The organism is Alphaproteobacteria bacterium, from assembly GCA_040905865.1.
GTDB lineage: Bacteria > Pseudomonadota > Alphaproteobacteria > UBA8366.
In genome coordinates this window covers 18539-33651 of the sequence record JBBDQU010000011.1, presented here as the reverse complement: position 1 = coordinate 33651, position 15113 = coordinate 18539, and the positions used below count along the sequence as shown (strand labels likewise).

The window sequence follows — 15113 nt, the reverse complement described above, 5'->3', positions numbered from 1 at the left end:
TTTACCGGCCATGATTCGCGTCGCCGCCGCCCTGTTCGCCTTCCTGTTGCTGGCCGGCCATACCGGCCCGACGCGGGCGGTTGAAAGCTTCGAATGGTCGGAACTGGTCGTGGAAACGGCCGACGGCCCCCGGACCTTCCGGGTCGAACTCGCCGTCTCGCCGCGCCAGCAGGCGCAGGGACTGATGTTCCGGCGGCAGATGGATGCGGATGCGGGCATGCTGTTCCCGTATGACAGGCCGCAAAAAGTTTCCTTCTGGATGAAGAACACCTTCATTCCGCTGGATATGCTGTTTATCGCGGCGGACGGCACAATCGAGAGCATCCGCGAACGCACCGTGCCGCATTCGGAGGAACCCGTCCGGTCGAAAGGCGCGGTCAAGGCCGTCCTTGAACTGAACAGCGGCACGGCAAGCCGACTGGACATAAAACCCGGCGACCGGGTCAGGCACGCGATTTTCGGAGATTAGGCGGCTGTCAGATCGGCGTATTCGGCGTCCGCGTCGTCAGGCTTTCCCAGCCGTCGCCCGCGGCAACCATGCAGGTACGTCCGTCCGGCGTGGTCACGATGATCGTGAAGGTCGATCCGCCGGCGCCGGAAGTCAGGACTTCCACAAGCCCGCCATTCCGGGCGACGCCCATGGCGACCGGCGCTTCCGCATACCTGTCGGACAGGAACGCCAGCACCGTTTCACGCGAATCGCAGTTCGATTCTGCAGCCTCCTCAATCGTTTCCGCGGGAGCGGAAAAGGCCAGGAGGGCAAAAGCACAAACCGCGGCACTACGCTTGAACATCTTCCAATTTTCCATCAAATACGGATGCAAACAGGACGTTAACCATTAATGAATCACAGAATGATCTAATACACAATAATTATTATGTATTTCTTAATAAGGCGTTAACGGCGAGTCTTAGATTCGATTGGAACGATGTGACGCCAAGAGGAAGAACCGGAATTCCGGCTTCCGGAATCAGGTATCCAGCTTGCGCACCAGCGCCAGCCCGTCGCCGATCGGGATCAGGCTGGACTCCACGCGCGCATCGTCGCGGATTTTCTCGTTCAGAACGCGAATCGCGGTCGAGGCCGGATCGTCCAGGGTCGGGTCCACAAGCCGGCCGCTCCATAGCATATTGTCCAGGGCGATTATCCCGCCCGGCCGGATCAGCTGGAGGCACAGTTCGTAGTAAACGACATAGTTCTTCTTGTCGCCGTCGATGAACGCAAAATCGTACTGTCCCGCCTCCCCGGCATCGATCATCGCGCCCAGCGTATCGGCGGCCTTGCCGATCCGCAGGTCGATGGTCGCGTCGACTCCGGCTTCCCGCCAGAATGGCTGGCCGATACGCGGCCATTCCGGCCGCCGCTCGCAGGCGACCAGCCGCGACCCCGGCGGCATCGCCAGCGCGACCGACAGCGCGCTGTACCCCGTATAGGTGCCGATCTCGATGGCCCGCCGCGCCCCGATCAGGCCGACCAGGAAGCGCATGAACTGTCCCTGTTCCGGGGAAATCCGCATATCGCCTTCGGGATGCGCCGAAGTCGTCGCGCGCAGGCGCGCCAGAACATCCGGTTCGCGCAGCGACGAATTCAGATAGTAATCGTAAAGGGCGTCGGTCATCGGGATCGTTCGGCTGGACATCGGGCGGCGTCTCCGGAACAGGCAACTCATCGCGGCATGCCGGGAGAAGACTCGATATCGCCGCAGCCGTCAATCAGTCGGCTGTCTTTGCCGTATCCCGCGCCAGACGGAGCACCCGCCTAAAGGCGATCTGCTTTAATGAGGACGTCCGGGGCGCGCCGGGATGAAGGTTTCCGGACGAAATCCCGTATCCAGCATGGCCTCGAGCGTCCCGCCGGCCGCGAGGCGCCCGCCATCCTGCCCCCGGACGAAATAGCGCCCCATTTCCTTGCCGATCACGAACATCTGCACGCCGCCATGCGGCGCCATGATTTCGACGAAGCAGGCACCTTCCGCCGTCACGCCCTGCCCGACGGCGCCGGCGAGACCGCTTGCCATCAGTATGCAGCCGACGGCCACGACGCTATCGGCTTCGGCGGTGCTCAACCCATTCAGATATTCCACACTCATCGCGCCATCCCGGAAATAATTCGCCTTACCGGCATTTTCCATGACAACAGCCTAGGGAAGGTCGCCACTCAATTCATCACCCAAACGGTGTAGCGCAATTCTTGTTTATCGTATCGCCGCCATATATCCCATGACGGTTACCGCAGCTTTACACGCAGGCTGTCCAGGCTGCCGCCCCGCATCACGGATCCGGGCAGTTCATGGCCGACGATTCGCTCGGCCATTTCCGCCGCTTCGATCAGGCGTTCCAGGTCAATGCCCGTTTCGATCCCCATTTCCGCGCACATGAAGACGAGGTCTTCGGTGCAGACATTGCCGGCCGCGGGCTTGCCGTCGCGCCGGGCGAACGGGCAGCCGCCCAGACCGGCGACCGACGAATCGAACCATTCGATGCCCATCTCCAGCCCCGCATAGGCGTTTGCGATACCAAGGCCCCGGGTGTCATGGAGGTGCAATCCGAGGCGCAGGTCCGGCCAGCGGTCGCGGACCGCGCCGACGACGCGCTTGACCGACAGCGGCGTCGCCCAGCCCATCGTATCCGCCAGCACCAGCACCGGCAGGGTCATGTCGTGTTCCGCCAGGATATCCAGGGTTTCCTGAACCGTTTCCAGCACGCGGGATACCGGGATTTCGCCCTCGAAATTGCAGCCGAACGCCGCCATGATCCCGCCCCGGTAGACGGGCACGCCGTGTTTGGCGTAGAGGTCGATCTGGTTGTGCTGCACGCGGATGTTTTCCGCGCGGTCCCGGTTCGTATTGCGGATCATGAAGCCTTCGGAGGCGCAGTTGGAGATCGACCCCCGCAATTCCAGGCCATCCGCCTCCAGCGCCCGAAGGAAGCCTTTTTCATTCAGCCACAGCGCGGTATAGGCAATCCCCGGCTTCCTGGCGATTCCGGCGACAACCGCCGCCGCATCCGCCCAGCCGGGGACCCGCTTCGGATTGACGAACGACGCCACCTGGATCTCCCGCAGGCCCGTACCGGACAGCGCATCGATGAAGGCAATCTTGTCGGCGGTCGATATCGGGCCCGCCTCGATCTGGAAACCCTCGCGCGGCCCTTCTTCATGGATCTCGACGGAATTCGGCAAATCGGACATCTGGCTGGCTCCCGCTTGGAAATTTCCTTTCGCGAAGCCTAAATCAGATCGGGTTTCAAGGGAACTGCAACAGGTTTCCATCGGAGCATGTGAAGCGCCCTGCTTCCAACGCGATATGCAAGACATCCGCCGGACAGGAACAGGACGCGGATGACGGCAGTTTCGGGTTCGGAGGACTGCGCGAGACGCACCCGGACAATCCGGCCGTCACAGCGTGGCGAAGGTCGGCGCGCCGCCCGTTTCGATGCCGCGCCGCGCAACGGTCCATAACAATTCGACCAGCCCCGTATGGGTCGACAGGGGCAAGCCGTCCGCCGTCGGCTCCAGCCGCCCGCTTGTGCCGTCGATCAGCCCGATCTGCGGCGCGGCCTCAAGCAGCCGGCGTTCCAGGTCCGGCGTGTGGGCAAGGTCGATATTACCGGCCTGTACCGCCAGCGCCGCGGCGAGCCCATAGCAGCCCCAGTTGGAGACCCCTGCCGGAATCAGCACGTCGGTCGCGATATCGGCGCACAAGATCCTGCCATGCGGAATATGCGCCTCGACCGCATCGCGGACGGCGCCCATGCCGATTTCGTTGCCGCCGTCGCCGATGCCGATGGTGGGTATGCCGCGGCGCGCCGCCTCCAGCACGATATGGTCGAGCCGCGCCCGGCCGGCGCTGTAATCCTCACCGCGGGCGTTGCGATAGGTGCCGTCGGCGCTCAGCCCTGCGCGTTCGACGGAGATCACCGCCTTTGGCTGCATATCCGCGATCATCGCGACCGCCTGCGCCTGCGCCGCCGCGTCGTCGACATGACCGCCCTGCACCACCGCGACACTGGTAAAGCGCGGCGCATCCACCGCGATTCGCGCCTGCTCCAGGGTCACGACATTCGGTCCCGCGACCCGGGTGATCGCCGCGACCTTGTCGCATATGGATTCATCGACGACGATCACCGGAATTGCGTTGAATCCGTGCGTGATCGCCCGCGCCAGGGACGCGACGCCCATCGGGCCGTCGTTTTCCGCGATACCCGTATCGACATTCGACCGGGTCAGCGAGCCGGTCAGGATGATGACGTGGTCGCCGCGCGACAGCCCCGCCAGCGGCCGTGCCGCCGCCGCGCAGAGCGCTTCGTCATTGCGGGCCCGCGCCGGATCGTAGAGCCCGGCAACCCCGCGGCGGCCGATATCGAGACAGGTGATCCGGTCGATCAGGTCGAAGACGGCGGAAAGGCCGCTCACGCGGCGGCCCCCTTCCCGACCGGCATCTTGCCGCCGAACATGTCGGCGATCAGCACCTCGCGCACCTCGTCACGGTCGAGACCGTGCTGTTCGATCATGTCGTCGCATTCGGCGATGACCGCATCGACATCCTGCATCAGCTTGAAATGCTTGAACATGTCGGGGCGCGTCACGCCCATGGCCTCGCCGACGAGTTCCATGAAATTCACCACCTCAAATGGCCATTCCTTTTCATGGGCGCAGAAATCCCGGTGGCAGGAATGATAGATACCGGCCAGGGTCGTCACGCCCGCTTCCGCCGCCACGCGCAGCTGATCGTCATGGGCGCTTTTCTGGTAGGCCGGCGTGCCGGACAGCGACGTGCACTGATAGCCCAGGGTCGGCATTTCCAGGTCGACGAATTCCAGCCCGGGAATCTGCCTGAGGATCCGGATGACCGATTCCGTCACCCCGTTCGCGCCCGCATGTTCGTGCAGCCCGACCCGCTTGTTGACCGGATGCACGAACAGCTTCTTCAATTCGTCCATACGGCTTTCCAGGTAGACCGAGAACATCGTCATGCCGAAATTGTCGTCGGCAACCGTGCTGGGGATCACCGCCTCGCCGAACTGGATGTTGCAGGTCGGACACCAGGACAGCACCTTCTCGGCGCCCGTATCGAAGAAACGCTCGACCGTCCGGCTGCCCTGCCGACCGGCATTGGCGACATCGCCGGCGCGCATCTGCAGGATGCCGCAGCAGTCCGACGGCCCGCCATACACCGCGTAGCGGACATCCAGCCGGTCCAGCACGTCGAGACACAGCAGGGCGATATGCGGCGTCTTCAGCACATTGCAGCCCGTATAGAAGACGATTTCGGGTTCTTCGGGTTCCTGCCCCTTCGGCGCGCGGGTCAGCCGCGCCAGTTCCAGCGGCGACAATTGCAGGCGCGACAGCACGCGGACCCCGCGGGCCATCTTCTGGAACCGCGCCTTCCCGTCGGCCTGGATCGCGCCGGATTCCTTCTTTGCGGACCGGGCGACACGGGCAAGGCGGATCATGAAGCGCGGGTTGATCCCGTCGTTGCAGACGTCGATACAGGCGCCGCTGCCGGAACAGGCGGACACCCAGGCTTCCGAATCCGCCGGGCCGCTGCCGGTGCGGATAATATCCAGCACGCCGGCGGCAATGTCTCCCGGTGCGGCAATGTCGATCCCCGCCGGGCCCGGCATCGGACAGGCCTCGACGCAGCGACCGCATTTCGTGCAGCGATCCAGAATTTCATCCGTCCGCAATGCCAGTGATTCCGTGAATTCCATTGTCTGCCCCTCTTTCCGCTGCAAAGCCGCCCCGCTCCGGAGTTACAACCTTAACCGCCATGCGGTTTATACAAAAGAAATAACGTATTTGCGCAATTATCCCCTGTCTGGGTGACTTGTCGGCACCGGGTCTCTTGTATCGATACCGCACGACACAGGGATAACCCAGCAAGGAGAACGTCGTTATGACCCGATCAGCCGGAATTGCCGTCAGCCTTGGAATGGTCTTCGGTTTCTTTGGAACCACTGCCGTGTTCATGACCGTTTTCTGGGGGTAGCATCGAGATCCTGGCGTCCTGTTCCGGAAGCACGTCCCGCGTTCCGACCGTTTCGGGGAGACCGGGACATTCTTTCCAGGATTTCCGTCAGGACAGGGTCGACGGCGGTCGGCTCGATGTCCACATCACGAAATGACGGCAATTCGGGCGCCGCGACATTATGGCGCTGCATCAGTTCGACCTGCGTCCGTGACAATGGGGAATTGGGGAATAGTCGAGCGGCGGCCGCAAGCGCCTTCCATACGCCAAAAGGTACCGGCGCCAGCAGGCGGCGGCGACCGGCACGGCTGGCCACCCGTTCGACCAGTTGGCGATAGGTATGGATTTCGGGACCGCCCAGTTCATAGACCGGCCCGGCTCCGGGGGTGTCGGAGGCGATCCGTGAAACTGCCTTCGCCACATCGTCGACATATGCCGGTTGCAGTCGCGTTGCGCCGGTTCCGAATATCGGCAGTACCGGCAGATAGCGGACAAGGGAGACGAGCATGTTCAGAAACGAGTCGTCAGGACCGAACATCACGGCGGGCCGGACGATGACGGCGCCGTCGAACACCTGCCTGACCGCGGATTCGCCCTGCCCGCGACTTTGGATGTAACGCGAAGAGGAACTGGAATCGGCCCCGATACCCGAAACCTGAATCAGCACCCGGACACCGCGATCCCGAGCCCCCTCCGCAAGTTGCCTTGCGCCATCGACATGGATCTGGCGGAAGGTCGCGTTACCTGATTCGGTGTAGAGGCTGACGGCGTTTACAACGGCATCCGCACCGTCAAGCGCCGCGCCGGTGGTAGCCGGATCACGGATATCGGCTTGCAGTACCTCGACGCCACAACCGTCTTTCCCGAAAAACCGGGACTTTTCGGGCGTGCGGACGGCGACACGCACATGAATGCCGTCTTCGCGCATCGCCCCGGCTATCCGACGGCCAAGAAATCCCGTACCTCCGAAAACTGTCGCAATCCGCACCCTCTGTGCCATCCGGCGCTCCCGCAACCGGGCCGGGAAACCCGGAATAAACTCCCTGACAGAATAACTCCGGGAGAACGGTTTCGTTCCCGTTATAGCACATCAGGAATTCGGCCCGTACCCGCCTGAACGGCCGGTAGCAATAGCGATCTGCATCAGGCGGGAGCCGACGCCGTGCCGACGATAACCACCGTACCGTCGTCTTTTTCCATCCACACGGTGAGCTGCGCCCGGCCCGCTTCCTCCCCTGTAATCACGCCTTTCGTCGTCACCCGGTCGCCGGGCCAGACGATATTCGTGAACTTCACGTCCAGCGTGCCGCCTTCGTAATAGCGGCGGCCGAAATGCTGTTCGAGCATCTGGCCCATCAACGCCATGGTCATCTTGCCGCCGACCACGACCTCGTCGAAGCCAAGCGCTTCGGAGGCCTTCTTGTCCGTGTGGTAGGTCTTGCGGCCGTGAAAGAACACGCCGCACATTTCCAGGTTAATCACGCGGCTGATTCCCTCGATCGCGCGCCCCGCCGGCACGTCGAACTTGCGGGCGCCTTCCTTCTTCTTCGGATCGCGCAGCGCGACCCGGCCGGAACTCTGGTTCAGCAGGAAGCTCTGATGGTGGATGCCGCGGGCGACCAGCACATCGCCGTCGAGGACATTCACCTCCTGCTTGACGACCGACCGGTTGCGCCATTCGTATACGTCCAGCACGGTGGAGGCGCGGCGGTAATGGCGCTCCTGGAAAATCGGATGAAAGAGCGCCCATTCCTGGCGCATCCACAGATTGCCGAAGGCGTTGTCGAAGCGGAGCCCCTCGAAGCCGAAATCCATCTCGCCGACGACCATCGCGGGCGCCACCGGCCGGTCCCAGTCCGCCGGGCTGTGGTAGCGCGCATGGTCGATCTCCAGCCCTTCGCAATAATCGTCGACCATCTGCGTCGTGCAGATGAAATCCAGCGCCCCCAGGTCCTTGCCAGGATAGGGCTCGTTGCGCGCAATCGTCTCGTTCATGGTTCTCTCCCGTTTACTGTTTGCCTGTTCGCAACCGGACCGTCCTGTAATGTCGCGCCACGCCCTCACGCCATGAAGGACGGGTCCTGGCGCAGTTGCCTGCGATAGGCGGCGGCGAAGCCGGTATCGCCGATCGGCTTGTTGCCCGCGCGTTTCCGGAACTGGCTGGCGGTGGATTCGCAGGTTTCCCTCGACAGCGGCCGAGGCGTGGCGTGGCTGGTCGCGAGGATGCGTTCCTGCGTTTCGCAGGCCGCCACCAGCCGGTCCATGTATTCCATCGCTTCCGGCACCGTTCGGCCGACGGACAGCAGGCCGTGGTTCCGCATGATCAGGATGTATTTGTCGCCCAGGTCGGACAGGATGCGCGGCGCCTCGTCCGATTCCTCCGCGATGCCCTCGAAGTCGTGATAGGCGACCTGGCCGTACACGCTGCAGGAGCCCTGATCGAAAAACTGCAGCCCCTCCTCCCAGGCGGAAACGACCACCCCGGCGGGTGCGTGGATGTGCAGGGTGCAGCCCAGATGCCGCCGCTCGCGCTGCAGGGCGCTGTGGAAGTTAAGGCCGGCCGGCCGCGGCTTGCGGGTCGTGTCGCTGACCACATTGCCGTCCATGTCCAGCTTCAGCAGGTTGGAGGCCGTGATTTCGTCCCAGGCGAAATCGCCCGCGTTCATCAGGAAATAATCCGGCTGGTCGGGAATGCGCGCGGTCATGTGGTTGGCGGTGGAGTTGTTCCAGCCGCGCGCCACAGCGATGCGGAACGCCGCCGCCAGTTCGACCCGCGCCTCCCATTCCACCGCGCTCACCGTGCCGCGCAGCGATTCCCCTTCGTCTATCCCGAAATCAGCCAATGCCATTTTTCCCTCCCGAAGCTGTACCGGAATCATATTAGCAGCTCGCGCGAAACGACGCACGCATGCGCTGAACCGCACTTAGACCGAAGCTATAGCAGTTTGCTGGAAATTCATTCCCGCGCCTGGCCTTTTTGCCCGGGTGCCGGGGAGAAAACCCCGTCTATACTGTCCCGGAAATCCGGCAAACGGGAGGATCGGCATGAACTGGGAAAAGGAAGTCCGCGACATCGAGGCGAAACGGGCGCTGGCGAAGCAGCAGGGCGGCACGGAAGGCGTCAGCCGCCAGCACAATGCCGGGCGGCAGACGATCCGCGAGCGCATCGACATGCTGCTCGATCCCGAGAGTTTTCACGAAATGGGCGCGGCGGCCGGCGTTGCCGAACGCGATGACGGCGGCGTGCTGCAATCCTTCACCCCGGCGAATTTCGTGCTCGGCTTCGGCGAGATCGGCGGGCGGCGCTGCGTCGTTGGCGGCGAGGATTTCACCCTGCGCGGCGGGTCGCCGAACGAATCCGGGCTGCGCAAGAGCGTCTATGCCGAAGACCTCGCCTGCCGCTACCGGGTGCCGCTGATCCGCATGCATGAAGGCGGCGGCGGCAGCGTCACGGGCGCGGGCGGCAGGACCGTCGGCAATTCCCCCGGCACCCCGCCGCGCTTCCGATCCGTCGCGCGGGCGCTGGCGACGGTGCCGGTCGTCACCGCGGCGCTCGGGCCCGTTGCCGGATTGCCGGCCTCGCGGCTGGTCGCGTCGCATTTTTCGGTGATGACGAAGGAAACGGCGCAGGTGCTGATCGCCGGTCCCGCCGTCGTCGAACGGGCGCTGAAGGAAAAGAAAACCAAGGAGGAACTGGGCGGCGCGCAGGTCCACACCCGCAACGGCGTGGTCGACAATCTGGCGAATAACGAGGAAGACGCCATGGCGCAGATCCGCACGTTCCTGTCCTACCTGCCGCAGAATGTCTGGGAACTGCCGCCGCGGATCGACCCGATGGACGACCCGAACCGGCAGGACGAGGCGCTACTGTCGCTGATCCCGCGCGACCGGCGGCAGATCTTCGACGTTCGCAAGCTGCTCGCCATGATCCTGGATGACGGGTCTTTCCTTGAAATGGCGCGCGGCTACGGGCGCGGGCAGGTCATCGGGCTTGCCCGCATGAACGGCCAGCCGGTCGGCATCCTCGCCAATGACGGCCGTTTCTATGCGGGGGCGATGACGGCGAACAGCGCGGTCAAGGTGCGCCGCTTCGTCGAGTTCTGCCAGACCTTCCATCTGCCGGTCATTGCCTTCGTCGACGAGCCCGGCTTCATGATCGGCAGCCAGTCCGAGAACGCCGGCACGATCCGCGCCGGCACGGCAGCGGTGCTGGCGGTGGCCGACTGCACGGTGCCCTGGGCCTCGGTCGTGGTGCGCAAATCCTTCGGCGTGGCGCAAAGCGCCCATTACGGGCCCGACGCCTATATCCTGGGCTGGCCCTCGGCGGAAATGGGCGCGCTGCCGGTGGAAGGCGGCGTCGCCGTCGCCTTCGGCCGCGAGATCGCCGCCGCTCCCGATCCGGAAGCCCGGCGGCTGGAACTGGAACAACAGATGGCGGCGCGGCAGTCACCCGCCGCCCGCGCCGAATCCTTCTCCATGCATGAACTCATCGATCCGCGCGAAACACGACCGCGCCTGTCCGCCTGGATCGAATGGATCCAGCCGCTGCTGCCGGACCTGAAAGGCCCGACCTCGTTTCCGATGCGATGTTGAACTATTTCTTACGGTTGACGAAGGCCGTCATCATGCGGCGCGGCTCGTCGCTGCGATAGGCATCGACATAGGCCTGCATGCCCGCGCGCGCGCCGTCCGTCGGCGACATGCGGTCCCAGTCGATGATCAGCCGCTTCTGGATCCGCACCGCCTTCGGTCCGCAGGCCAGCAGCGAGACGACCCAGCGCTCCACCGCGTCGTCCAGTTCGGCGCCCGTCACCAGCCGCTCCAGGAAACCGATGCGATACGCTTCGTCGGCATCGATATGGTCACCGGTCAGCACCAGTTCGCAAGCCTTGCCCCAGCCGATCAGTCGCGGCAGGACCGAGGCTTCCATGCCCGAGGGGATTCCGAACCGCACTTCCGGCATGCCGAATTTGGCATGATCGGCGGCGACCCGCATGTCCGCGCAGGCGGCTATTTCCATGCCCGATCCGAAACAGTATCCGTTGATCCGCGCGATCACGGGAACAGGGAACTGGCGGACGGCATCGCAGACCCGGTGCGTCAGGGTGCTGGACGAATCCGCCTTGGCGAGATCGAACTCCGCCATTTCCGCCAGGTTGGTGCCGCCGACGAAGGACCGGTCCCCGGCCCCGGTCAGCACAACCGCGCGCAGGGTCTCGTCGTGCCGCAATGACGTCATGGCGGCAATGAACCGTTCCTTGCCCGCAAGCCCCAGCGCGTTGCGTTTTTCCGGATTGTTGAAGGTCACCCACGCAATGCGCCCCTGATCGCCGCGGTCGTCATAGGTGAGTTTGATCAGATCGTCGCTCATGCTTCCTCCGTTGCCGGCAAAGACGTCGCCTGTTCGACGAGCGTCCCGCCATAATCTTCTTCCGCCTTTTCCCGGGAAATTATCCCGTCGCGGATGTCCCTCGCCAGCGCTCCCGCATCGCGGGTACCCGGCGCGCCGTAGCCGCCGCCGCCGGCCGTTTCCAGCCGCATGGACTCACCCGCTTTCAATTCGATATGGGTCGATTTCGAGGATCGTTGCCGCGCATCCGGCCTGCCGGCATTCTGGATCAGGTCCGCCGTGCCGCCATCCCGCCCGCCGAACACGCCCGGCGCCGCGATCACATGGCTGTCGGACCGGATCGAGAAGATGATGCCGTCCTGCAGGGCGCGGATCTGCCGGGCGATACCGACGCCGCCGCGATGTTTTCCGGCGCCCGCGGAATCCGGCACCAGCCCGTATTCATCCACCAGCAGCGGGTATTCGTGCTCCAGCGCTTCCGCCGGCAGGTTCGAGGTATTGGTCATGTGCACATGCACCGCGTCCATGCCGTCCTCGCTGGAGCGCGCGCCCGCGCCGCCGCCGATGGTTTCCAGATAGACGAAAGGCCCGGCGCCGCCCCGGCGCTCGCCGGAAAACACGATGGCGGGTATCGCGTCATGCCCCGCCGCCATGACGTTTTCATCCGGCAGCAGCGGCGCGAAGGCGCCGAAGATGGCGCGGGCGATCTTGTTGCAGGTGATGCTGCGCGCCCCGACCGCCGCCGGGTGGCGCGGATTGACCAGGCAGCCTTCGGGCGCGCTTATATCGATGGCGTCGAACATGCCGCCATTCGGCGGCAGGCCCGGATCGAGCAGCGTCTTGATCGAATAATACACGGTCGCGCGCAGGGCGCTGTCTGGCACGTTCATTGCCCCGCGCGCCTGGGGGGCCGTGCCCGCGAAATCGAGCGTCAGCCGATCGCCGGATATCCGCGCCGTCGCGGTGATCGCTACCGGTTCGCCGCCCTGCCCGTCATCGTCCAGATAGCTGGTGCAGGTGTATTCGCCATCGGCCAGCGCGGCGATCCGGCTGCGCAGCCGCCGGCCGGTATAGGCCAGCAGGTCGTCGACCGAGCCCAGCATGTCATCCAGTCCCGTCTTCGCCGCCAGTTGCCGCGCCATCGCCACGCCGCGCGCGTTGGTCGCCACCTGAACCCGCAGGTCGAGCAGCCGTTCGTCGGGCTCGCGGGTATTGGCGACGACCAACCGCATGACATCGTCGATGATGACTCCGCCTACGGCAATCCGGATCGCCGGAATGCGGATGCCTTCCTCGAACACCGTGCGGGCGGAACCGGATATGGAACCCGGCACCGCGCCCCCGACATCGGAATGATGCGCGATATTGGCGGTGAAGAACCGTACTGTGCCGTCGATCACGACCGGCGAGACAATGGAGATATCCGGCATATGAGTGCCGCCGGCGAGATAGGGGTCATTGCAGATGAAAGCGTCGCCGGCCTTCATGTCCGCCAGCCGGTAGGATTTCAGCACCGCATCGACGCCGCCCATCAGCGAGCCGAGATGCAGCGGCACATGCGAGGCCTGCGCGATCAGCCGCCCGGCGGCGTCGAACATGCCGACCGAACAGTCCCGCCGTTCCTTGATATTGGTGGAAAAGGAGGAGCGGATCAGCGTGTTGCCCATATCCTCGGTGATCGACAGCAGCCGGTTGCTGAAGACCTCCATCGCGATGGGTGAAAACACCCGGTTGCCGCCCTGTGTCATGCGCCTGTCTCGATCACGATATTGCCTGTCCCGTCCAGCGCCGCCAATTGCCCGGGCAGCAGCAGCGTTGTCGCGCTCATTTCCTCGATCACCGCCGGTCCTTCGATGATTGCGCCTTCGGGCAGTGACCGGCGGCGGTAGACCCGGCTGGACCGCCAGCCATGAACGGCCCCGAAATAGACGTCCCGCTCGCCGGTGACGGCGTCAGCCAGCGAGCCGGTTCCCCGTTCCCGCGTCGGCCGTGCGAGCGCGACCTGCCCGATGGCCTGGCTGCGGCAGTTGACCGTTTCAACCGGCCGGCCGGCAATGTCATAGCCATACTCCTGGGTATGCCGCGCGGCAAATGCCTCAAGGAAGCCGTCCAGCCTGACCGCCTCGGCATCGTCGATTTCGACACGAACCTCGTAATTCTGGCCGACATAGCGAGCCTCGATGAAATGGCGGAAGGCGCGTTTCTCTTTCGGCACGCCGTCGCGTTCGAGCAGGGTGTGCCCTTCCGCGACCATTTCGGCGAACAGGTCGCATACCCGCTGCCAGCCGTCCGGTTCCGCGCGGGATATCGCGCTGCGCACCAGGTCATGGACGATGTCGGACAGCAGGATACCCCGGGCGCACATCGTCCCCGGTTCCTCGGGCACGATGATTTTCGGGATACCGCATTCCAGCGCCAGTTCCGCCGCGTGCAGCGGCCCGGCGCCGCCAAAGGCAAACAACGCGAAATCGGCCATGTCATGGCCGCGTTCGGTCGTGACGGAGCGGATGGCGCGGCTCATATTGGCGATGGCGATTTCGATGATCCCGTGGGCGGCGGTTTCAAATGCCAGCCCCAGCGGTTCCGCGACCCGGCGGCGGATCGCCTCGCCCGCCGCATCGGCATCCACGGCCATCGTTCCTTCCAGCAACCCGCCGGGATTGAGGCGCCCCAGCGCGATATTGGCGTCGGTGATCGTCGGCTCGGTCCCGCCCAGCCCGTAGGCAACCGGACCGGGATTCGCCCCCGCGCTGCGCGGCCCGACCTTCAGCCCGCCGGCATCGTCGATCCAGGCGATGCTGCCGCCGCCCGCGCCGATCACATGGATATCCAGCATCGGCGTGCGCACCGGGTGTCCGGCGACACGCCGGTCGGCGGTAAAGGACGGCCGTCCCTCACTGACCACCGATACATCGGTGCTGGTGCCGCCGACATCGAAGGTGATGATGTTCGGAAAACCGGCGTCGCGCGCGGTTTCCGCCGCGCCGACCACACCGGCCGCCGGACCCGACAGGCAGGTTCGCACCGGGTAGTCGCGCGCTGTCGCCGCCGTCATCAGGCCGCCATTGGAATGGATCGTGTAGGGCTCGGTCTTCGGCGCCAGGCGGCGCACCGATTCCAGAAACCCGTTCAGGTAATTCGCCATCGCCGGCCCGAGATAGGCATTGAGGACCGTCGTGGACAGCCGTTCGTATTCGCGGAATTCCGGCAGGACTTCCGAGGACAGGCTGATATAGGCGTGCGGCAGGGCATCCTCGATCATCGCGCGGACGCGGCGTTCATGATCGGGCGCCTGGTAACAGTGCAGGAAACAGACGGCGACCGCCGCGACATCCTCCTTCGCCAGCGCCGCCAGCGCCGTCGCCACGCCTGCCTCGTCCAGCGGCGTCAGCACCGCGCCGTCGGCCCCGATGCGTTCGACGACCTGATGCCGCCGGCGGCGCGGCACCAGCGGCGGCGGCTTGCCCTGGGTATAGTCATAGAGATGCGGGCGGATCTGGCGGCCGACCTCCAGCACATCGCGAAACCCCTGCGTCGTGATCAGCCCGGTCCGCGCGCCCCGCCGTTCGATCGCCATGTTGGTCGCGACCGTCGTGCCGTGGCCGAGGAACCGCAGCGCCGCGCCATCGATGCCTTCGAGCGCCAGAATGGCGGCGATACCGTCGCGGATCGATTCCGAGGGGTCGCGCGGCGTGGACGACGCCTTGAAATGACGCGTCGCCCCGGTCTGTGCGTTCAGTAGCGTGAAATCGGTAAAGGTCCCGCCGACATCGATGCCAAGCCTGTACATGTCG

At 64.7% G+C, this 15113-nt stretch carries 14 protein-coding genes; 2 read left to right on the top strand and 12 right to left on the bottom strand.

Annotated features, from left to right (window positions below; translation table 11 throughout):
• Window positions 1-10: 10 nt before the first annotated feature.
• On the top strand, window positions 11-469 hold the full coding sequence (locus WD767_03065; GenBank protein ID MEX2615055.1) for a DUF192 domain-containing protein: 459 nt from the start codon (window positions 11-13) through the stop codon (window positions 467-469).
• Window positions 470-476: 7 nt separating this feature from the next.
• Here WD767_03065 and WD767_03060 read toward each other — a convergent pair whose 3' ends face one another.
• The 9 genes from WD767_03060 to WD767_03020 all read right to left on the bottom strand — a co-directional run bounded on the left by WD767_03060 (window position 477) and on the right by WD767_03020 (window position 8818).
• Window positions 477-794 (bottom strand): hypothetical protein, encoded by a 318-nt coding sequence (locus WD767_03060; GenBank protein ID MEX2615054.1) that lies wholly within the window; start codon window positions 792-794, stop codon window positions 477-479.
• A 177-nt stretch (window positions 795-971) separates the two neighbouring features.
• Window positions 972-1640, bottom strand: a complete 669-nt coding sequence (locus WD767_03055) for a class I SAM-dependent methyltransferase (protein MEX2615053.1) — start codon at window positions 1638-1640, stop codon at window positions 972-974.
• A gap of 135 nt (window positions 1641-1775) precedes the next feature.
• Window positions 1776-2132: a hypothetical protein gene (locus WD767_03050; GenBank protein ID MEX2615052.1), complete on the bottom strand. Its 357-nt coding sequence runs from the start codon at window positions 2130-2132 to the stop codon at window positions 1776-1778.
• Window positions 2133-2227: 95 nt separating this feature from the next.
• Complete coding sequence (locus WD767_03045; GenBank protein MEX2615051.1) at window positions 2228-3190, bottom strand: hydroxymethylglutaryl-CoA lyase; 963 nt, start codon at window positions 3188-3190, stop codon at window positions 2228-2230.
• Between the two features lie 207 nt (window positions 3191-3397).
• A complete protein-coding gene (locus tag WD767_03040; GenBank protein ID MEX2615050.1) occupies window positions 3398-4414 on the bottom strand; it encodes a DUF4392 domain-containing protein in 1017 nt (338 codons plus the stop codon).
• Window positions 4411-5712 carry a (Fe-S)-binding protein gene (locus WD767_03035; protein MEX2615049.1) on the bottom strand — a complete coding sequence of 434 codons (1302 nt, stop codon included), beginning with the start codon at window positions 5710-5712 and terminating at the stop codon, window positions 4411-4413. Before WD767_03035 ends, WD767_03040 begins: the two co-directional genes overlap by 4 nt.
• Window positions 5713-5967: 255 nt before the next feature.
• Complete coding sequence (locus WD767_03030; protein MEX2615048.1) at window positions 5968-6969, bottom strand: complex I NDUFA9 subunit family protein; 1002 nt, start codon at window positions 6967-6969, stop codon at window positions 5968-5970.
• Window positions 6970-7112: 143 nt separating this feature from the next.
• Window positions 7113-7964 carry a MaoC family dehydratase gene (locus WD767_03025; GenBank protein ID MEX2615047.1) on the bottom strand — a complete coding sequence of 284 codons (852 nt, stop codon included), beginning with the start codon at window positions 7962-7964 and terminating at the stop codon, window positions 7113-7115.
• Between the two features lie 65 nt (window positions 7965-8029).
• Window positions 8030-8818, bottom strand: coding sequence for a class II aldolase/adducin family protein (locus WD767_03020; GenBank protein ID MEX2615046.1), 789 nt, complete (start codon window positions 8816-8818; stop codon window positions 8030-8032).
• Window positions 8819-9014: 196 nt separating this feature from the next.
• Here WD767_03020 and WD767_03015 point away from each other — a divergent pair, with 196 nt between their 5' ends.
• Window positions 9015-10562 (top strand): carboxyl transferase domain-containing protein, encoded by a 1548-nt coding sequence (locus WD767_03015; GenBank protein ID MEX2615045.1) that lies wholly within the window; start codon window positions 9015-9017, stop codon window positions 10560-10562.
• A 1-nt stretch (window position 10563) separates the two neighbouring features.
• Here the strand turns inward: WD767_03015 and WD767_03010 are convergent, their stop codons facing one another.
• Genes WD767_03010 through WD767_03000 form a run of 3 tightly spaced genes read right to left on the bottom strand, consistent with a single transcriptional unit; the run spans window position 10564 to window position 15109 of the window.
• Window positions 10564-11340 carry an enoyl-CoA hydratase-related protein gene (locus WD767_03010; protein ID MEX2615044.1) on the bottom strand — a complete coding sequence of 259 codons (777 nt, stop codon included), beginning with the start codon at window positions 11338-11340 and terminating at the stop codon, window positions 10564-10566.
• A complete protein-coding gene (locus WD767_03005; protein ID MEX2615043.1) occupies window positions 11337-13067 on the bottom strand; it encodes a hydantoinase B/oxoprolinase family protein in 1731 nt (576 codons plus the stop codon). Before WD767_03005 ends, WD767_03010 begins: the two co-directional genes overlap by 4 nt.
• Window positions 13064-15109 carry a hydantoinase/oxoprolinase family protein gene (locus WD767_03000; GenBank protein MEX2615042.1) on the bottom strand — a complete coding sequence of 682 codons (2046 nt, stop codon included), beginning with the start codon at window positions 15107-15109 and terminating at the stop codon, window positions 13064-13066. Before WD767_03000 ends, WD767_03005 begins: the two co-directional genes overlap by 4 nt.
• Window positions 15110-15113 lie beyond the last annotated feature (4 nt).